Annotated in this window: 22 protein-coding genes and 3 pseudogenes; 5 read left to right on the top strand and 20 right to left on the bottom strand. The window is 35.3% G+C overall.

The genetic code is table 11. The features are described 5' to 3' along the window. The 7 genes and pseudogenes from SB775_RS25590 to SB775_RS25560 all read right to left on the bottom strand — a co-directional run. Positions 1 to 224, bottom strand: a pseudogene (locus tag SB775_RS25590) (IS110 family transposase); the annotation flags it as partial. Between the two features lie 41 nt (positions 225 to 265). Further along, the gene (locus SB775_RS25585; RefSeq protein ID WP_377383635.1) at positions 266 to 652 is read right to left on the bottom strand and encodes a DUF1259 domain-containing protein; all 387 of its coding nucleotides are present in this window, start codon (positions 650 to 652) and stop codon (positions 266 to 268) included. A 305-nt stretch (positions 653 to 957) separates the two neighbouring features. Continuing rightward, entirely contained in the window at positions 958 to 1347 is a 390-nt protein-coding gene (locus SB775_RS25580) for a cupredoxin domain-containing protein (protein ID WP_317777746.1), read from the bottom strand. Between the two features lie 461 nt (positions 1348 to 1808). Continuing rightward, the gene (locus SB775_RS25575) at positions 1809 to 3272 is read right to left on the bottom strand and encodes a bifunctional metallophosphatase/5'-nucleotidase (protein WP_410863939.1); all 1464 of its coding nucleotides are present in this window, start codon (positions 3270 to 3272) and stop codon (positions 1809 to 1811) included. A 487-nt stretch (positions 3273 to 3759) separates the two neighbouring features. Further along, positions 3760 to 4371, bottom strand: a complete 612-nt coding sequence (locus tag SB775_RS25570) for an FMN-binding negative transcriptional regulator (protein ID WP_410863937.1) — start codon at positions 4369 to 4371, stop codon at positions 3760 to 3762. Positions 4372 to 4552: 181 nt separating this feature from the next. After that, on the bottom strand, positions 4553 to 5071 hold the full coding sequence (gene paiA / locus SB775_RS25565; RefSeq protein ID WP_410863936.1) for a spermidine/spermine N(1)-acetyltransferase: 519 nt from the start codon (positions 5069 to 5071) through the stop codon (positions 4553 to 4555). A gap of 25 nt (positions 5072 to 5096) precedes the next feature. After that, positions 5097 to 5549: a MarR family winged helix-turn-helix transcriptional regulator gene (locus SB775_RS25560; RefSeq protein WP_410863935.1), complete on the bottom strand. Its 453-nt coding sequence runs from the start codon at positions 5547 to 5549 to the stop codon at positions 5097 to 5099. A 115-nt stretch (positions 5550 to 5664) separates the two neighbouring features. Here SB775_RS25560 and SB775_RS25555 point away from each other — a divergent pair. Next, positions 5665 to 6200: pseudogene (locus tag SB775_RS25555) on the top strand (YczE/YyaS/YitT family protein). Positions 6201 to 6374: 174 nt separating this feature from the next. On the opposite strand, the gene SB775_RS25550 reads toward SB775_RS25555, so the two are convergent. The 4 genes from SB775_RS25550 to SB775_RS25535 all read right to left on the bottom strand — a co-directional run bounded on the left by SB775_RS25550 (position 6375) and on the right by SB775_RS25535 (position 9505). Next, a complete protein-coding gene (locus tag SB775_RS25550) occupies positions 6375 to 7358 on the bottom strand; it encodes a ketoacyl-ACP synthase III (protein ID WP_061461621.1) in 984 nt (327 codons plus the stop codon). Positions 7359 to 7885: 527 nt separating this feature from the next. Then, the gene (locus SB775_RS25545; protein ID WP_089364548.1) at positions 7886 to 8191 is read right to left on the bottom strand and encodes an NIPSNAP family protein; all 306 of its coding nucleotides are present in this window, start codon (positions 8189 to 8191) and stop codon (positions 7886 to 7888) included. Positions 8192 to 8501: 310 nt separating this feature from the next. Beyond that, the gene (locus tag SB775_RS25540) at positions 8502 to 8654 is read right to left on the bottom strand and encodes a hypothetical protein (RefSeq protein ID WP_410863932.1); all 153 of its coding nucleotides are present in this window, start codon (positions 8652 to 8654) and stop codon (positions 8502 to 8504) included. Positions 8655 to 8662: 8 nt separating this feature from the next. Continuing rightward, a complete protein-coding gene (locus SB775_RS25535; protein WP_410863930.1) occupies positions 8663 to 9505 on the bottom strand; it encodes an SDR family NAD(P)-dependent oxidoreductase in 843 nt (280 codons plus the stop codon). Between the two features lie 291 nt (positions 9506 to 9796). On the opposite strand from SB775_RS25535, the gene SB775_RS25530 reads away from it, so the two are divergent. The 3 genes from SB775_RS25530 to SB775_RS25520 all read left to right on the top strand — a co-directional run bounded on the left by SB775_RS25530 (position 9797) and on the right by SB775_RS25520 (position 11813). Next, the gene (locus tag SB775_RS25530) at positions 9797 to 10447 is read left to right on the top strand and encodes a TetR/AcrR family transcriptional regulator (protein WP_089364551.1); all 651 of its coding nucleotides are present in this window, start codon (positions 9797 to 9799) and stop codon (positions 10445 to 10447) included. Positions 10448 to 10935: 488 nt separating this feature from the next. Continuing rightward, positions 10936 to 11277 carry a PadR family transcriptional regulator gene (locus tag SB775_RS25525; protein ID WP_410863928.1) on the top strand — a complete coding sequence of 114 codons (342 nt, stop codon included), beginning with the start codon at positions 10936 to 10938 and terminating at the stop codon, positions 11275 to 11277. Further along, the gene (locus SB775_RS25520; RefSeq protein WP_410863927.1) at positions 11274 to 11813 is read left to right on the top strand and encodes a DUF2812 domain-containing protein; all 540 of its coding nucleotides are present in this window, start codon (positions 11274 to 11276) and stop codon (positions 11811 to 11813) included. The genes SB775_RS25525 and SB775_RS25520 overlap by 4 nt, the downstream gene beginning before the upstream one ends. Before the next feature lie 490 nt (positions 11814 to 12303). Here the strand turns inward: SB775_RS25520 and SB775_RS25515 are convergent, their stop codons facing one another. From SB775_RS25515 to SB775_RS25475, 9 genes are all read right to left on the bottom strand, one after another. Next, positions 12304 to 13371, bottom strand: coding sequence for an alkene reductase (locus SB775_RS25515; protein ID WP_410863926.1), 1068 nt, complete (start codon positions 13369 to 13371; stop codon positions 12304 to 12306). 269 nt (positions 13372 to 13640) lie between these two features. After that, positions 13641 to 13994: a DoxX family protein gene (locus SB775_RS25510; protein WP_318688291.1), complete on the bottom strand. Its 354-nt coding sequence runs from the start codon at positions 13992 to 13994 to the stop codon at positions 13641 to 13643. 35 nt (positions 13995 to 14029) lie between these two features. After that, positions 14030 to 14476 carry a MarR family winged helix-turn-helix transcriptional regulator gene (locus tag SB775_RS25505; protein ID WP_318688294.1) on the bottom strand — a complete coding sequence of 149 codons (447 nt, stop codon included), beginning with the start codon at positions 14474 to 14476 and terminating at the stop codon, positions 14030 to 14032. Between the two features lie 44 nt (positions 14477 to 14520). Then, positions 14521 to 15282: a pirin family protein gene (locus tag SB775_RS25500; RefSeq protein ID WP_410863925.1), complete on the bottom strand. Its 762-nt coding sequence runs from the start codon at positions 15280 to 15282 to the stop codon at positions 14521 to 14523. 27 nt (positions 15283 to 15309) lie between these two features. Next, positions 15310 to 15663, bottom strand: coding sequence for a DoxX family protein (locus SB775_RS25495; RefSeq protein ID WP_318688298.1), 354 nt, complete (start codon positions 15661 to 15663; stop codon positions 15310 to 15312). 344 nt (positions 15664 to 16007) lie between these two features. Beyond that, positions 16008 to 16847 carry an MBL fold metallo-hydrolase gene (locus SB775_RS25490; RefSeq protein ID WP_410863924.1) on the bottom strand — a complete coding sequence of 280 codons (840 nt, stop codon included), beginning with the start codon at positions 16845 to 16847 and terminating at the stop codon, positions 16008 to 16010. 327 nt (positions 16848 to 17174) lie between these two features. Then, the gene (locus SB775_RS25485) at positions 17175 to 17450 is read right to left on the bottom strand and encodes a hypothetical protein (RefSeq protein WP_410863922.1); all 276 of its coding nucleotides are present in this window, start codon (positions 17448 to 17450) and stop codon (positions 17175 to 17177) included. A gap of 76 nt (positions 17451 to 17526) precedes the next feature. Next, entirely contained in the window at positions 17527 to 17748 is a 222-nt protein-coding gene (locus SB775_RS25480; protein WP_410863920.1) for a hypothetical protein, read from the bottom strand. A 227-nt stretch (positions 17749 to 17975) separates the two neighbouring features. Next, on the bottom strand, positions 17976 to 18470 hold the full coding sequence (locus tag SB775_RS25475) for a hypothetical protein (RefSeq protein WP_410863918.1): 495 nt from the start codon (positions 18468 to 18470) through the stop codon (positions 17976 to 17978). Positions 18471 to 19178: 708 nt separating this feature from the next. Between SB775_RS25475 and SB775_RS25470 the strand changes: the two are divergent. Further along, a pseudogene (locus SB775_RS25470) lies at positions 19179 to 19454 on the top strand (hypothetical protein); the annotation flags it as partial.

The following is a 19454-nucleotide window of genomic DNA, read 5'->3' as shown; positions in this document are numbered from 1 at the left end:
ACTCCTTGTGGTATCGTAGGTTCGGCGTATCTTCCGTCTTTGACCAACTGTGCAATGACTTTAGCATCTTTCACATCTTTTTTAATAGGAGAATTATCATCAAGCTCCTTGCTTTTCTTGACGTGCAAAGGGTTTACAGCTACAAACTTAATTTCATTTTCTTTTAACATATGAGCTAGGTTCAACCAATAATGCCCTGTCGGTTCCATCCCAACTATCACATGCAAGTATTTCTGACATTGCCAATGGTCGTATTCGCCGTCCGTTAGTTCCTTAGCGCTTTTCTAACTTTCTTTGCAAAAACTAATGGATCATCAACAGCTTCGATATTAACGTAAATCAAATTCGGATTATCAAATAGCCACTCATTGTGTATGGATGAAACTATTATTCCTTGTTTAAGAATCAAAGCAACAAAATTCTTGACTTCTTTTTGCAAGAGTGCAACCCTACCTAGGCACAATGCTCGTCCAGTCTGATTATCTCTTGATTCAAATGAGAAAGAAGAGGTTACTCTAAAACGTTTTCCTAAAATTTTTGCTTTTATTTCATTTCGGTTTATGGTTGTTACACATTTTCCACCCGCAAAACCTTCTTGTCCGCCGATAATTCTAGCAAACTTTTGACAAATTAATTCATCATTAGATGCCATCTATTCATCCCCTCCCTAATATTAATAGGATATGAATCAATGAATAGATCCGAAACGGATATGAATCTATTTTGAAATGAAAACTATTTTATATCTTGTTCAAACTATACTGCTCCTGTTAGCTCCATAAGAAAAGAGCTGATCGCCAAAGCTCACTAATGAACCATTTATTAGAGGTGGACAATTATTATTCAAGCATCAATATCCTCTGTATTGAAAAACAAGCTTAATAAAAATCTCTCTAAAACTTAATCGATAATACAAGCCTTGCCTATAAAAAAACAAGGCCTTATTGGCCCTGCATTTTATTCGACTATTACTTTCCCAACCATTCCTTTCTCGAAATGGTACCGACATATCAGTTCATATGTACCGGGCTGTTTCGGATTCACGGTAATGTTTTTTTCTTCACCTGGCTGGAGCTCAACGTCAATTCCGAGCTTTTCCAGTGTGAAGGTGTGCTCTTTACTGCCTTTGTTCTTTAATATCAACGTTGTGGCTGTTCCATTCGGAATAGTGATGACTTTCGGATTAAAGAAATCATCGTTCAACTCGACCTCAATCGATTTCCCCGTCTCCATAGGCTGATTTATAACACCGGATTCGGCAAATACGCCGAGTGAGCCTAGTGTTGCCACAACTACAACCATTGCAAGCACAACGCCCAATCCTGTTACCCACTTTTTCATAGACATTCGCAATCCCTCCTTTCCTCTATTTTTTTCTAATTCATTAAATATTATTACTATAAATTTGGTTGCGTGCTTTCAAATAGTAACTTTTTTATCTGAAACAGTGAAAAGAGGAAGATCGGCTCTAATATTCTGGAGTCTATTCTTATGCAACTAAACTGCCCGTTTATCCATAAGAAAACGAGCTGCCAAGGCAGCTCCCTTATTTGAAGTAAAGCACTTGTTATCTGAATAAGTAGTTACCTTATTTCTCGTTTAATTGCTCTACCCACTCTATAAACCAATCTTGAGGACTTCACTTTTTAGCGGTCTAAGTTCTACAACTTTTTTAATAAGTAAGTATTTACCAAAAACCATTGATATTCAATATCTCGTGCTATTCCAAACCTATTTCATCAAATTCATAAAATCCTCCAGCTTCATCTTCCTCAAAAGCCACTTATGCAGGTCCTTGTGGTTCCCCTTCATTTTTTCAATGAATGGAGAGAAATTTCATGTGGATACTTCTGTTGGATATAATGTATAAGTGCAGTGACAACTTGTGGACCGGATTCAACGAGTCTACCTTGTTCAAATGCAGTGAAGTTATCACCGCCTGAAGCTAAATAATTACTAACCGCTACTTCATATTCGTTGTTTGGCTGAATCTCTTGACCCTTCATGTCTTTCAGCTCAATAATGCGGTTACCAATTGGAGCATTGGGGTCCCAATTAAACGTTAAACCAACCGTTTGTAACCTATTTTCATATTCTTTCGCCCACTGCTGTTCTAAAGCAAGTTTTATTTGGTCTCCTGTTAAGATTAACTTACTGACATTATGATCCATAGGCAGGTTTGTATAAAGGTCTTCTACAGTGATATCCCCTTTTTTAAAATTTTTCCGCATTTCTCCTTGATGGACAAAAGCTATATCTACCCCCATGGCTTCCCGCTCAGATTCTGCAATCATTTTTGCTAATGGGGATTCACCGTTTTCATCTTTATTTCGTGAGATTTCTTCAGGCATTTCTCCTATTATCTGATTAAAATAGCTCCCCAATCTTTTTCTATATTTATTTAGAAGAGCAACCGTTTCTTTATCTGGGTTAATTTTATGATGTGAAGTGATAATAATCTTTGCTTGTTTCTTAACAATATTTTTAGTATGTGGGTCCATTTCAAGATTTACTTGAGAAAAGGCTTTCCCATTAGAATAAGCTTGAACGATCAGTTTACCGGCTACAACGGTATTGGCATATTCATGGCTGTGACCGGTAAAAATGACATCGACCTCATCATCGATTTTGGGAGCCATCTCCACTATAGCTCCACTGGAATTTGCTCCTGACTGATCTGATTTAGCTGAATCATGTGCAAGTACAACAATTACTTTGATCCCTTTTTCCTTTAAAAGCTTAACAGTTCGGTTAATAGCTGTAACTTCATCCGTAATTTCTACTTCCTTTCGATTTTCAGGCGCCACATACAGGTTAGTCTCTTTTGTGACGACACCGATAAAGCCAATATTTATTCCGTCAATTTGTTTAATAACATACGGTGGTAACAAGGGAGTACCCGATTTTGTATCGATGATATTTGCAGAACTGTAAGAAGTATTGGCACCTTGAAAATAACCTGTTTTTTTATTGAATCCTCCATAAATAAGACGTTTCATTTCATTTACGCCTTGGTCTAATTCATGATTTCCAGGTGTCCCGACATCAAAGTGCAGGAGATTTAAAAATTCAATCGTGGGTTCGTCTTTAAATCGAGAAGAGATTGGAGGACTTCCTCCTACCATATCACCAGAATGAACAAGTAGTGTATTTGGGTTTTCTTTTATATATTTTTTTAAATACGCAGCCAGGTATTCAGCACCCCCTGCCATGGTTCCTGAAACCATTTGATATTTGTTTAGTTGGCCGTGAAAATCATTAACGCCTAACAATTGAACTTGAATGTGGCGGTTGGATGTGGAATGATTCGTTGTGGAATGTTTGGATGATAATGCTGTGATTTTATAAGTTACGAGAATGATGAAAAATACCAAGATGAACAAAGAAGTTATGGCCTGAAATTTTGACAACTTCCGATCCCTCCCTCTAGATGTAAATTAAGAATAACTCTGGAATTTTATATCCGTATAAAGGGACCGTGATTTTTTGTTATATTTTAGATAATAATTATTAAATTAACCCAGCACATGCATATCCTTTTAAAAATATTCATACTGCTTAACATTTAGAAATCTGTTAAGATTTTGACTAGATTATTTAAAAAAGGATCCAATTTATCTTCCATTAACCCGATAGTAAAAAAATGCAGCTGCTAATTACAGTTAGTATTGAAATCTGCTCCGTTGTTAAAGAAGTCCAACAAAAGGAGTGTTAATCCTTTTTGGATCAACACTCCCGTTAGTGCAGCAACATTCAACGTTATTTTTTTAGGTTTGCCTTCATTAAAGAGGAAATTTTTTGCTCATCTATATTTTGGATTTCTTCCAGCTGATTAATAATCAGCTCTTGTCGATGTAAGGAATGGTTTTGACTTAATTTCGCTTTCCCCTCTATCTTGTTGATTTTTATTTTAAAGCCTTGAATTCCTTTGTTCATCCCAGCGAGAAAGTCAGCGTCTAAATCTTGCAATTTGTATGAACTATCAGGGGCTTCATACTTCAATACCATGTCCTGCAAGGAATCCGTTAACTCCTGTTCATCCTCAATAAGTTCGGCTTCGCCGTATACATGAACAGTCACATAATTCCATGTTGGTACTGCTTGATTGGTCTCATACCAAGAGGAGGAGATATAACAGTGAGGACCATGAAAAACTGCTAAGACTGTTTGATTTTTAATATCTTTCCATTGATGGTTCGGACGAGCAAAATGACCATACAAATAGTTTTTCTCCTTATTCAACAGCAGTGGTAAATGTGTAGCAAAAGGCAAGCCTTCATGCATTGAACACAATGTCGCAAAACCATTCTCCTGTATTACATCGTAGGCTACTGCTAATTCTTTTATTTCAAATTGCTTAGGGATATACATAAAAAATCTCCTTTCCACCTGATATAAACTTTTAAACAGACAATTGATTCGTAAAAATTATTAAACACAATCATAGCAACTTTTACTAAATGTCTATCCTCGAGAACCTCATCTATAATTATCCTACCTCACTCTACTTCATTAAAAAAAATACCCCGTAATTATGACCTTTCAAAAAAAGTTATAGTAGTGTTTTGGTCATTATAAAGTCAATTTGTTCTTCATCACCCATATAAAAAGAGTGGGCTCCAGTTTGAACAAAACCCAGTTTCTTGTAAAAAGCAATAGCATTTTCATTTTTTTCCCATACACCAAGCCAGACTTTCTTTTTGTTATGTTCCATCGCAATTTCCATAGCTTTATTTAGCAGATATTTACCAAGCCCATGTTTTTGAAAACTGTTCTTTATATAAATCCTCTCGATTTCAAGTGATTCAGCACCCACATCTTCAGACTGAGCGTCATTGGTATTGGTCTTTAAATATCCAGCGACTTCATTATTAAAATAAACAAAAAAGAATTGCGAAGAAATATTGGATAATTCTTCTTCTAATTGTTTTAGGTTAAATGACTTTTCCAAATAGGCATTCATATTTTCGGGTGTGTTCTGATGCTTAAATGTCTCATTAAACGTTTCATAACTAATTTCTTGAAGTTTGCGTGAATCTTCAAGGGTACACTTTTTTGTATTAATAGTCATTTAAATATATCGCTCCTTTATATAATTAGTAATTTCTCTTGTTTCCCTTTTTTACAAATCCCCAGTCTTTTTCTACATTTTTTCTTACCCTTTGAAGAAGATTGAAGATGGTTTCTACTTCTCTTTCGGAAAATCCATCTAATGCAATGATATTGGAATAATCATTTTCTCTTTTTATAAAAGGATAGACATTTTCCCCTTTCTTTGTTGGAAAGAGTTTTTTAATTTTTTTGTTATGTATATCTTCTTTCTTTTCAATAAATCCATTAATTTCAAGTTTTTTTATTGCACGAGATGCTGTTGTTCGATCTACTTTTATCATCTCAGCTAACTTTTCTTGAATGACTCCTGGATTTTCACATATCCGTACAAGGTACAAATACTGCCCTTTTGTAAGGTCATATTCTTTAAATTCTATATTACTTATAGAATCTAATGCCCTTGCTATCATTCCAATTTCACGAAGAATTTCCTTCATAATTAACTCCTTAGTACGTATTTTAGTTGCAAATGCAATAAAATTGATATGTATTAAATTTAACTTAAATTCGTTGCATTTGCAACAAAAAATAATGATAAAGGGGTCGAGTAGAGTGAAATATGTTTTTTATGTATTAGGAATTTTAATATTAACCCTTGGTATTTCTTTCACTATACAATCAGACCTTGGAACTTCACCTTTTGATGCACTTTTAGTAGGACTGTCGATAAATGTGGGGCTTACTGTGGGAAGCTGGGAAATAATAATAGCTTTAATATTGATAGGTTGTAATTCATTTTTAAAAAGACAAAGACCAGAAGTTTTGGGGTTGTTAACAGCATTTATAACGGGTATAGGTATTGATATGTGGCTTTTTTTATTGCACAATTTGATAAGACCTGAACTATGGTACAGCAAAGTTGTTTGTTTTGAAATCAGCTTTTTTCGAGAACATTCATTTACCTCGTATTCTTGATAATGGCAATGATTTTAAATGGACCAATTGGCGTTGGAACCTTATTAACCGTTTGTTTAGGGGGGCTAATACTTAATTACTTTATGCCACTTACTGAAAAAGTATTAGACCGGATATTATCACAATCTAGTAAATCACCAAATTATAATAATGCCAAATTGAAACAACTATAACAATGGAAAACCGAAAAATCCCTTCAGAAGTTATTCTGAGGGGATTTATAACATATGGATCTTTTACAATTATTGAATTGGAATAATATCTAAAATTCTTTCTGAAATCTGCCCCCTTAGTTCCTAAGACAGCTCCGATCTAGCTAAGGCACCTGTTGGTTTAAGAAAAAGGCGTTATAGGGTCCAATTGATAAGCAATCCTGCTTGTGCTAATCCACCACCGAAACCATATAATAAAATCTTCTCACCATTACTGAGCTTTCCTTCACTTACTCCTTTATCTAAAGCTAATGGTATTGATGCTGAGGAAGTATTTCCATACTCGACTAAGCTATATAATGTACGCTCAATTGGAAAACCACTTCTATCACATATTGACTCAATCATTCTTAAATTTGCACTATGCGGAACAAACCAATCAACATCATTCAAATGGAATTCAGTATTTTTCATCACAGTTTGCATTCCTTTTGGAACAGTAGTAACAGCCCATTTATAAACCTCACGTCCATTTTGTACAAGGTTACCACTATTATTTAAGTCTTCACCATTTATACGTGTCGATAGGTTTGTACTATATAAATGTTTTCCGCCTGCTCCTTCCGAATATAAATGTGAAGAAATAAAACTTGGTTGTTGTTCATCATATTCTACAAGAACTGCTCCTCCACCATCTCCAAATAAAATACAAGTGGCTCGGTCTTCATAGTCCATAATTTTAGATAGAGTATCAGCTCCAATAACAAGGACTTTCTTGTTTAAACCAGATGTTACTAATCCATTAGCTACATGCAACCCATAAGTAAATCCTGCACAAGCAGCGTTTAAATCAATGGCTCCAGTATTCTTAATACCTAGCTTTGCTTGGACTAAAGAAGCTACACTTGGTGTGTTGAAATCAGGTGAAAAGGTACAGACAATAATCATATCAACATCTTCGACCGATTTATCATACCGTTCCATTAAATCCTTTACAGCTTTATAACTTATATCACTAGTAAACTCTTCTTCATGTGATATTCTTCGTTCTTTAATTCCAGTACGTTTAACAATCCATTCATCATTGGTTTCAATCAATTTTTCTAAGTCTTTATTTGTTAACCTTTTTTCTGGAACATAAGAACCTATCGCAGTAATACGTGCTTTAGATTTAATCACAGAGTAACCACCTCGTTGTATGAATTATATCAATTTCACCACTTGATATTATTACCTGGTACTAATTATAAAGTAAAAAAAATCTTATGCAACTTTCCTATCCCTTTAGTTGTATAAAGAAAAAGTTGCCTTAAAGACAGTTCCGATCTTCAGTGACATTTTAGTTAAAGAACAACGTATTATTTATAGAAAATATGAGATTACACCTATGAGACATCATAAGAGTAATGCTATTTTCGTTCAGTTTTGTTGCGACTCTCTAAATGAAATTTTATTTGCACCGTTTTCATCTGGATATTTATATTGTAATTCTGAGTCCAGTCCTTTCAATATCTTTTTAAAAAGTTTAACATTACATCCCAGTAATTCCCTTCCAAAGTCTATAATTACGTAAATCTTCTTGTTCAACAATCTTGCACCGTCAATGCCATAAGAAAAAGGCTGCCGAAGCAACCTTCCTTATTGAACTAAAGCACCTGTTAGCTTAACAAGGTATGTATAAATTATTTTTCAACTTTAATATATGTTCATTCGAATAAAGGACGCATAAAGCTTCTCTCATAACTTAAAATACATTTAGTCTCTTCTGCAAATTTATATGCTTCTTGACATTCTGCATCCAATGCCATTTTTACTCGGTACTCTTCATATGCTGCTAAACTTGGGAAAGTGAATAATGCATAAGCAATATTATTAGCACCCTCATGTGGAAGGAAATAACCCTGATGTGTACCGCCTAATTTATTAACTAATCGAATCCACATCTTACCGTATTCCTCGAACTCATTTAATTTATAAGGGTCAATAACATATTTCAAATAGCATGTAACCATTTTAATCCCCCTAATAGAAATCTATTTTTTTCCATCATAACATATAATTCGACTAACCTGCCCCGTTAGTACAATGGGTTACTCCTTGTACTTTCACCTCTTTATCCTACTAGTAATCCAATCAAGCTCCACCCTTTTTCGAGGTGTAGCTTTTAAATAAAGTTTAATCAAAAATATCTCGCAAACCCACATTTTACGATAAATAAAAAGAATCTATTTTGAAAAAAGTTTGATCAAAATAGATTCCTATCCAGAATATTTCAGTTTGATTTTTATAAAAATTTTTAATCAATTTCAGTGTATCTAAAGTTTATTCTGCCTTCTCGAATTGAATGTGCCAGCTTTCCATGACTTTCCCGGCCGGGCTGATCTCTGAAACAAGCCTGTGCTTCACCGGCGTGTGTTCGGTCCCGGATGGGTTATGGACAGAAGCATTAGCTGAAATATTTGCCGAATTAGCCATCAGTGCGCCTACTGGATCATCCATTCTGCAAGATCGGACGGACCGGCCGGCTTCTTATTGTTGGCGGAGCCGTCGCGTGGACGAAGCATGCCGCCAACGAGACGGAGTCCCTGTTTCCTCGTCATGAATCGTCCGATCTGCGTGCCTATATAATTCTGTGTTCCCGGAACGACATACAGCTTCCCGTCCTTCAATGCCCGAAGCGCAACTTCCACGACTCGCTCCGGTGTGTCTTTCTTACCGACGGCTGCTTCTTCCGCGCCTACGAAGTTGAAGAAGCCGGTGTCCGTCGCTCCGGGACAAAGCGTGAAAAATTGGACGCCACTGTTGCGGTTCTCCCACCACAAGGCTTGGGTAAACGACAAGACGAAGGCTTTAGTTGCTCCGTATACGGCCATATAGGGAAGGGGCTGAAATCCGGCGGTCGATGCGACATTGATAACGGCCCCAGAGTTTCTACACAACATATCCGGCAAAAACAAGTGCGTCATATCTACAACAGCGGCAACATTGAGCATGACTTCCTCATGCTGGCGCACGCCTGACATTTGTTCAAACAAACCATGCGTGGCAAAGCCTGCGTTGTTGACCAGCATTTCGATCTCTAAATTCAGAAGTTGACATTGCCGATATAACTCGCCTGGCGCGCCCTCTTTGCCAAGATCGGTAGGAATCACCTCGACCTTGACGCCGTGCTTCTTTCTAAGCTCCGATGCCAGGTTCTCCAGCTTGTTTTTCGATCGGGCTACGAGTACAAGGTGGCCACCCTCTTTGGCCAATTGTCGGGCGAATTGCTCTCCGATGCCGGATGAAGCTCCCGTGACAAGCGCCCACTTTCCTTTTATGTTCATTGTGCAACTCTCCTATCTACTTTTTTATAATTAGGAAACAGTGTTACTTAGTCCTTAAAAATAATTCCTGACTCTCATAAGAGTCAAGAATTATGATACGTTCTGGTAACAGTGTTTCCAATTGAAATCATTGTAACTAAGCTTTTTAAGAAAGTCAACATCGTTTTTTGAATCGTTGGTTTTTAGCATCCCTCGTAACATTGACAACAGTCCGACAATTATATTAAAATTCCTGTTAAGAGCTGGAAACATTGTTTCTTATCAAAAATGTATTAATTGAGGGTGATAGCGATGACAGAACAAAATAATTCCTTCGCTGCAAATACGAAAAAGTTGGAAACGTATCAGGAGGCTCGCTTGAAAAATATTGAAAATCTTCGAAAGCTCGTCGTCGATGCTGCGGCAACGATTTTGTACGATGAGGGTCCTGAAGCTGTGACGGTGCGTAAAGTTGCGCAGAAGATGAATTGCTCTACCAAAATCATATACAACCTGTTTGTCAATAAAGATGGACTGGCTCAGCAGCTTTATCTCGACGGCTGCAAGATTCTCGCCAACGAATTCGAGGGAACGCCGCGCGCTGACGATCCGATGCAGCAGCTGTTTAATTTAGGCGAAACCTTCTGGCAATTCGGACAGCGTTACTCCGGTTATTACAAGCTGATGTTCGGAGGAGCCTTCGCGGATTTCAAACCAGACGAGGAGAGCATACACGGTACCGTAACAGCTATGCAGCAGTTATTGACAGTAATTGGTGATGCGCAAGAGCAGGGACTGATTACCGGTCCGTATGACACGGAAACCGTCGTCCGTATCTTCTGGGCGTCGCTCCACGGTGTTATCCACCTTTACATGTGCGGACATTTTAGTGATGTGCAGTCCGCACATGCCGTTTACAAGCAAACGCTGTCTTTGGTTGTCGGTTCGTTATTTTCGAGTTGAGTCTTCTAGAGAAGAAAAAAAGCAACTTAGGGTGTCTTTTCTTTATTTTTTAAAACGTCGCAACTTTATTTCAAAACGACACGAGGGTATTTTTTTTTAATACAAGCAACTTTGATAAATGAATAAATAGAAAGGGCCTGTTTTGAAAAAGATTAATCAAAACAAGCCCTTATACTATTTAATTGGATTATTCTTTTATAAAAAAGATTGAACATTTTTATGTTCCTTAATGAACTATCCTGCCCCGTTAGTGCCATAAGAAAAAGAGCTGCCTCAGCAACCTTCCTTATTGAAGATCCTCCCACCCCTTAGATATAAAGGGAAATTTTCCTTTTTACTATACACCAAGTTACAATTTAATTTTACCTACTTTTTTGTTTAACTCCCTTAGTATCAATAATCTGCGATATCCCATTGACTTATATATCATTAAACGATATATTATATTTAATGATATATCACTAAATGATATATAAAGGAGGAATATCATGGGGAGAAATGTCTCATTAGAAATAGGTGAACTGACGGACACAGCTTACTATATTTTATTGTCTTTAGTCGATGCGAAGCATGGTTATCTCATTATGCAAACTATTGAAGAAATGACTGATCAGCGATTTTCAATTGGACCTGCCTCTATGTATACAACAATCAAGAAGCTCTTAGCTGCTGAATTAATTCAACTGTTTGATGATCATGATCCGAAAAGAAAAACCTATATTGCAACAGAAGAGGGCATTGAACTTTTGAAAAAAGAAGTAAAGCGAAGACGGGAAATGGTATTACATGCAGAAGAAGTATTTAAAAGAAGAGGGGAGCAGTTATCATGAAAAAAGTTAAATATATTTCTAGTGGTGGTTTAGCTTTTTGTGAAGAAAAAGAGATGAAAAAGCTTGCCGAATATGCAAAAGAGGGATGGGTTTTAGAAAAATTTGCAGGGATAGGGTACAAGCTAAGAAAAGGGGAACGTAAAAACATTGAGTATTCACTGGATTATCAAAAAGAAGTAGATGATGAATATTTAGCCTTCTTTGAAGTTGCTGGATGGTCACATGTATGTTCTGTAAGTAATGAAATTCATATATTTAGTGCCCCTACAGGAACCAAGCCAATCTATACAGACAGACCCACTATTGTTGAAAAATATGAACGAGAAAAGAATCATATGGGGAAAGCTTCTCTTCCATTCTTCATTTCTACCGTTATATTTTTGTTGCTTAGTGTCTTTAGTAATTGGGGATGGGTATCTGAAAGTATTGGGAACTTTTTTCAAGTATTGGGGATAATTTCACTTATCATTCTTATTTTCCCCGGCCTGCCATACCTTTCTTTTCAATTTAAATTATTGAAATTACGAAAAGAGTAAATATAATTAAAAAAGTTCGAATACAAGAAAAATTTTCACTAACGGGAAGCTTTAGTAAAACAAATAAAAAGGCGATTTCTTAAGAAACTGGAAATCGCCTTTTTATGTTCGAGACTTCCGTATCGTTGTAAATCCCCATTTTCTTGACGTTGCCCCTTATAGAACTATCCTGCCCCGATAGTTCCATAAAGAAAAGCTGCCTTAAAGACAGCTCCGATCTTCAGCTAAAGCACCCTTTAGTTCAATAAAGGCTATTAAATTTTTTCTAAATTTTTAATGAGTCTGATAATCCAATACAATGCTATCCAAATTAAAAATATAAAAATAAAGTCGTTTAAATCTAAGGGTTATTACGCAATCGCGCCCTTTAACAGAAGACTCAATTTCAAGATAATATTAAATGACAATAATAATGTTCTCCCACTATTGTTCCCTTTGAAAAAAATAAAACAAGAACTGTATAGAAACAGGTCTTGTTTTGACCTATCTCTTATTTAGAATTTAAAAAAAGGTAATCTGTGTAGCCTGTGCTATCTCCACCGTAAAATGTTGTACGATCTGGTTCATTTAATGGTGCACCAGCCTTTAATCGTTCAACAAAATCAGGGTTTGCTAATGCCCATGCTCCTACTGGAGCGACATCTGCAAGGTTTGCTTCTATGTCTGTATCAATCATTTCAAGAGGACGACCAAAACGATTTACTAGTAAGGCATTTGGCCATATATCGCGAACTTCTTTCAAGAAACTGTCATTTCCTAGATGCATTACATGTAAATAGGCGAGATTTAATTTTGCTAATTCAGGAATTAAATAACGATAAACATCTAAGCCGTTTTCTCCTTCATTAATACCTACAAAGTCTAAATTACCGGGAGAAATACGGAATCCAGTACGAGCTGCACCGATTTCTTCTGCAATTGCAGCTGCAACTTCAATAGCAAAGCGAGCGCGATTTTCAATTGTTCCGCCATATTCATCTTTACGTTCATTAGCATTTTCTGCAATAAATTGATGAACTAGGTAACCGTTAGCACCATGAATTTCAACACCATCTGCTCCAGCCTCAATAGCAGCCGCCGCAGCTTTTCGGAAATCATTCACTGTTATTTTAATTTCTTCTACAGATAACTCACGAGGTACAGGTGCATCTTGCATACCTGTTTTTGTAAACATTTGCGCACCTGGAGCAATAGCTGAAGGAGCAACTGGTTGGCGATGGTGAGGGGTATTGTCAGGATGAGACATCCTACCAGCGTGCATTAATTGGATATACATGTAACCACCAGCTTCATGTACTGCATCAGAAACCTTTTTCCAACCTTCCACATGTTCCTTATTATAAATACCTGGTGACCTTAAATAACCTTGACCATCTTCTGAAGGCTGTGTACCTTCAGAAATGATTAACCCCATTGAAGCCCGTTGCTTGTAGTAAAGTGAAGCTAGCTCACCGGGAGTACCATCTTCATTCGCACGACTTCGTGTCATAGGAGCCATCGCTAATCGATGAGGTAAGTTTATATTTCCCACTTTAATTTCTGTCCATAATTTTTTCATTTAAATCACCTTTCTTTTGTCATATTTGATTTGTATATAATTGTTATTAGGGTTTTTAAAAACATTGCCTGTAACGACTTGTATTTTAGATGGAGAAATGATTTGCTTTGAAGAAATATATGATTTCACGTGCTGGGTTCACCTGTATTAACAGAGTCCCTTTTTAGACAAGCATTGGAATTTCACTTCACACTTTTGAAAACGTACCATTAAACTGTCGAAACAAGGTTTTGGAGGGTTTTCTTTTCCGTTTACGATTTTCTTATTTCTTATTTGCCTGCTCTTTTCCCAAGAAAAACAACAAGGCTTAAGATGAAAAAGACCAATGCAGGCATAGCTGCTCCCATTCCTTGTCCTGCCATTAAATGTGAAATCGCGGCTCCAGCCATTACTAATACAAGTCCTCCAGAAGCCAGTAACGCTATTTTTTTCTTCCAGAATCCAACCAAAAGTCCAAGAGCCCCTGCTATTTCACAGACCCCCACAATATACATGAATCCTAATGGAAAACCTAAAGCCTCAAATGTTTGAACTTGCATGGCATTGCCTGTAAGTTTCATTACACCAAAAGCTGCAAAACCAACCACAAGTAATCCTTGAAGAATACGAATAACCCATTTCATTTCTTTTTTCTCCTCTTATGTTTTATCTGTTATTTTTATAAACTTTGTGCCCCTATTCCTATTTTCTTTAATAAATAAATTAATTGTTCTTTCTCTTCGTTAGTAATGAATGAAACATTTTCTGAGATTGTTGCAACGTGTTTTGGGAAAATCTTGTCAAAAAGTGCTTTTCCTTCTTCCGTTATGACGACATTAGAAGCCCTTCTATCATTAGGGTTTGGTTGTCTTTCTACAAACCCTTTCTTTTCTAACTTATCTACGACATAGGTGATACTTCCACTTGGAATAGAGAACGTCTCACTGATCTTTTGGACAGGATGCGGACCTTTACTGTAAAGCAATTCAAGAATCATAAAATTTTCCCTACTAATATTATGACTTTCAATATCTTTCAGTACGTTTTCAGCAACAGCTTGGGAAGCTTTCAGCCAAACACGAAACAACCTCAAATCCAACTGACTTTGTTCATCTCCTTGATACATTCACCGAACCTCCTATTACAATAATTTTTAAAATTCAATTTAGGTTATCTTGGTTTTCTGTATAAAGGATAATCAACTTCAGTTGGAATTTCTAATAGCAGCATCCGAAGTTTTTCACCTTTAGGCTGAATGGTAAAGCTTTCAACTTTCTCTGATTGAATAATGATAAAATCCTTATTATCAAATGAAACCTCCAATTCATCAATAACACCGCCATTACCTCTAATAGCTAAACCAGCTAGTGTCCGATTAGGTGAAAGAGCATACTTATAGGTTGCACCATTTCCAAGTTCAACATCGTACATTTTGGCATCTGTCACGAGATTGATTGGTGAATGTTCACCTAATATCGTCTTAATCATTACACCGTTTTCCGAAGTGATTGGGAAATCTTCATGCACGTATTTTGAGTAAGTGGGTGTTCGCTTTATGGCTTTGCTTAAGTGCGGCTCGAACCAAATTTGAAACCCTTCTGACGGCTCAAGAAGAGATTCGGCATGTTCCACACCTGAGCCGGTTTGCATCACCTGAACACCACCAGCACCTACTTCGCTAATCGTACCCAGCGTATCTTGGTGACGACCTCTCCCCTTAATGTTGTAGCTTAATATCTCAAAACCTTGATGAGGATGAAAACCAATACCACCTTCGCCCTCAGATTTTGCCCATGCCCAGTAAAATAATGGTCCTAGCCTATTTATTAGTGATCCTTCTCCAGAAAAGCCAATGGGTTTTTGTTCTATTATTTTACCGCCATCAAACTGCCCAAACGCCTGATCCTGTGGTTTAATAATTTTAATATCCATATTAATTCCTCCTTTATGTTAATTGGCTTAAAGCAATGATCCAAAATTTATAAGTAATACAATTAATCCAAGAATTAACAAAACAATCGGCATCATCATTTTGCTTACAGGATCTTTAATTTTGATGTGTGTGAAAATTGCCCCAAGCATTGTCCCAACAATAAATAAACCACCCCACGCAGCTAACTTATCATTCCAAATACCTGAGATAACTAATACTGCTCCAATAACTTCAACCAGACCTGTAAATATCCTAAAACCCCCTGGATACCCATAACGCCCAAATTCATCCACCATTTGCTTTGAACCGAACTTCATAAATCCAAACATTAGGAATCCTAATCCTAATATGCTTTGAAGAATAATTGATAAAACAGTCATTTATTTTCTCTCCCTTTAGCCTAATATTATTTATCCTAAACTTAGTACTTTTTTATCCTAACATTAGGATAAGTCTTGTGTCAACAAAAAAACAACCCGATTTATGGTTATTGGGTTGTTTTTTTTATCTGCTATTCAAATTGTTTCTTATTAAACTAATCTGCCCCTATAGTTCATTAAGGAAAACCAAAATCAAGTATAGATTTTGGTTTATCATTTTTATAAACGATTAAACTTTATTCAAAATGGTACGACTTGATTTTAAATCTTGATCTTTAATGATCAACATTTATTTGTAAAACCTTAGTTACCATAATCAACGTTCTAGGGACCATATAATTGATCTAGAAATATTCTAGTTGTAAACCTACTCCCACTTCCTCTATATCAGCAACTGTGGATAGAGCTATCTTAGAGTGTAAATCTGTACAATGAGAAGCATGAAGCTTATTGGGGCTAAGTTCTTTTATATACTTAACAGTGTTCTCTAATTGAAAATTTGATGGATTCAATAAGTGAAATCCACCTATGATATCTACTATTCTTTCTTCCTCACATACTTCTTTAGCATATTCAATAATGTTACATATTCCAGAATGAGCACACCCTACCATAATAACTAGCCCTTCAGATGATTTATATACTAATGCAGTATCATCAAAAACATAATCGTCAAATTCTTCTTTTGTAGTGGCCACTTTACCGATTACTTCTTTACCTTCAAAATCAAATTTTCTTTTAATTTCACCTAAAAACACTAATTTATCAGTCAGCCAAAATGGTTGTTTAGATAAGCGAATAGGGAAATGTCTGCTTAATTTATTGTAAGATAAGATACTTCCTATCTCACCTACTGAATCCAGTAATTTGCTTTCAAAAACTAAAGGATGACCAATAATTGTAGGCGTATTATGTATTATGAGCTCACCTTTTGCTTCCATATGCAACCTAATTAAATGAGTGACTCCCCATGTATGATCGACATGTCCGTGTGATAAAGCAACCCAATCTAAGTCCCTTAGATCAATTCTCATCTTCTCTGCATTTTTCATAAATGCATCAGAGTATCCAGTATCAAATAAAATCCGTTTATTATCCTCTTCAATAAAAAAAGAAAGTGCTGGTTCTCCGAAGAAGTAGCGATCAATCAATGTATTATTATCTACAAGTATTGATAATTTCATATAATATCCACCTTTTTTCTATATCCATCTATTATAACTAAGGTGAGGTAATTTTTGTTAATTTATAAAAATGTAGCTTTGAATCAAAGTTTGATCAAATTTATACAAGAAACCTTGATAAATGGATAAATAAAAAAGCATGTTTTGAAAAAAGATTAATCAAAACATGCCATTATACTATTTAATTGGATTATTCTTTTATAAAAAAATCAATCATTTTTGTGTTCCTTAATCAACTAAAGCACCCGTTAGTTTAAGTAGATTTCTTCACAAACTCCACTTTTTAGTATTTCAGTTAATACAGGACAGGAATGCTGCCCCGTTAGTTTACCCATTTATGAATTTCCCTAATGAATAAACCAATAAAATTAATAATTGATAAAGAGTAAAGGGGATTAGTGTAAGGAATGGGATGTACTTCATCTTATGTTGTTCTTTCCTTATCACAGCGATAATCGTACATATAATAGAAACACCATACAGGCTCAAACTACTAATTAGTAATATATCACTAAACTTAATTATTTCAATTGCAACAAATAAAAGTAATGGAGCCATAACTCCACCTATGGCTGACGTAAAACTAAACATATTTTTCTTCATTTCAATTTCCATCCTCAATTCATTTGATAATGGTGGTGGTAGCCAAACATCTTGAACTATAGCACCCGTTAGTTTATTAAGATAAAAAAATAGCTATTATACCAAAAATAGAACCAATAATAAGTAAAATAGCTTCTTTTGAGTATTTTCTATCCCATCTATGTACAAATCTTTTTGATATACTTCTATCATCATTGATGGCCTCTTTAAATTCCTTACTAAACCTTGATGTTTGAAAAATTAAATACAAATAAATACTAATTGCAATTAAAGCACATATTATTCTTAACCAATTCATAATCAATTCACCCTCAAAATCAAAGTGTTCATTTTATACAATTTAATATCACTTCTCCATAAAAACATCTTACCAAAAACCCTACATAATACCTCAAGAAAGATATTCCATCTTTTATGGAACTAACCTGCCCCGATAGTTGCATAAAAAAAGGCTGCCTTAAGGCAGCTCCGATCTTCAGCTAAAGCACCCTTTAGTTGAATAACTTTTTTATCTATAAGAACTTATCAAGCCCATTTTCCTTCATCAGAAATCCATTCCATATTAATTAAATCAAAGGATTTATCATCATCATGGAAACAAAAATAGACTGGTAATTTTATACTTTCTCCTTTTGCTTTTTTCCAGCAATCAACAAACCATTGCAAAATAGTTTGTTCTTCAGCTTTTGAAATAATTTTATCGTTCTGTTCAAAAAACTCCCAAAATTCATCCATCTTATCATCTTGCAAATCGAAATATTCTATTTCTCCAAGAATTTCGTGACTACCTGCAAAAATCTTACTATCATTTCCTTCATAAAAAACTTCATTAGCTTCTTTATCCATAGAAAACATCATAATTGAAAGTTCGAACGGTTGAATAAAAACTGTGAAATCTAATATTTCTATCTCATTATAATAATTTAAATCAAGTATTTCCTTTATATTTTTGATTAAATTAACAGAGTTTTTCTCAAGATTTATTTTTAGTGTGCTAATGTAATTTTCAGTTGTAAACAAATAAATTCACTCCTTACTCTAATTAGTAATCTTATACCATTATATAAAATTATTAGCATTAAAAATATCATTTCTTCTTCAACTAAACTGCCAGTTAGCCCAAAAAGAAAAATGATCGCCACAGCGATCATCCTAACGCCCCCGTTTGCATAAATACATTTATTCACAATCCTGTTTAGAAGATCTTTGTTGTTCTAGCTTCTGCCACAAAAATTGTAATAGTGGTTATGGACCAACCTATGATTTTAAATTTATATGTATCAACCTACTGAGAAAACCTTAAGATTTTCTGAAGTTTAACTGGACCCTATGTACAATTATAAAATGCCACCTATACTTAATAGACATTTAAGTTAATTTTAATTTAGGTTTAATAAATAGCTGACCAATTTGTAATATAGTAGAGACTAGCGTCATCTCAAATGAACAAGAGATGGAAAATACTTAGAAACAATATACTTCATAAAAGGAGATTAATTCTTTTAAAAAAACTTAGCCGTTTCAGAACAAACAAAACTGCTACAACCTTCAAGTCTTCAAATGTTAAGCAAGTTACTAGAAGTTACTATTTGATTTTGACTTACCAAGGTTTTGGGATTTGTACAACTACACTAGGCGTACTAGCTGATGATATGTTATCAACAAGAAAGATTTACAGCTATATTAACGCCTTTGTCATTGAAAATTATTGGAAGAAGGTCCTTAAATATGAACAAATCTTTATCGATCACCATGAATCAGGCAAAAGAAATGTTTGCTAAAGTTCCGGAAATTACACTTTACTTTTGGATTACTAAGCTACTGACTACTGGAATGGGTGAAGTAGCATCCGATTATTTATTCGAGAATCTAAATCCGCTTATTTCAGCACCGCTAAGTGTTCTTATTTTCGTAGCCGCAATGATACTACAGTTCAAAGTACGCCGATATATACCAAAGGTCTACTGGTTAGTTGTCATTATGGTTAGTATATTTGGCACAATG

The sequence above is a fragment of the Peribacillus sp. SIMBA_075 genome, from assembly GCF_046534585.1.
The sequence above is the reverse complement of the archived record's forward strand: the minus strand, read 5'-3'. Positions and strand labels throughout refer to the sequence as shown.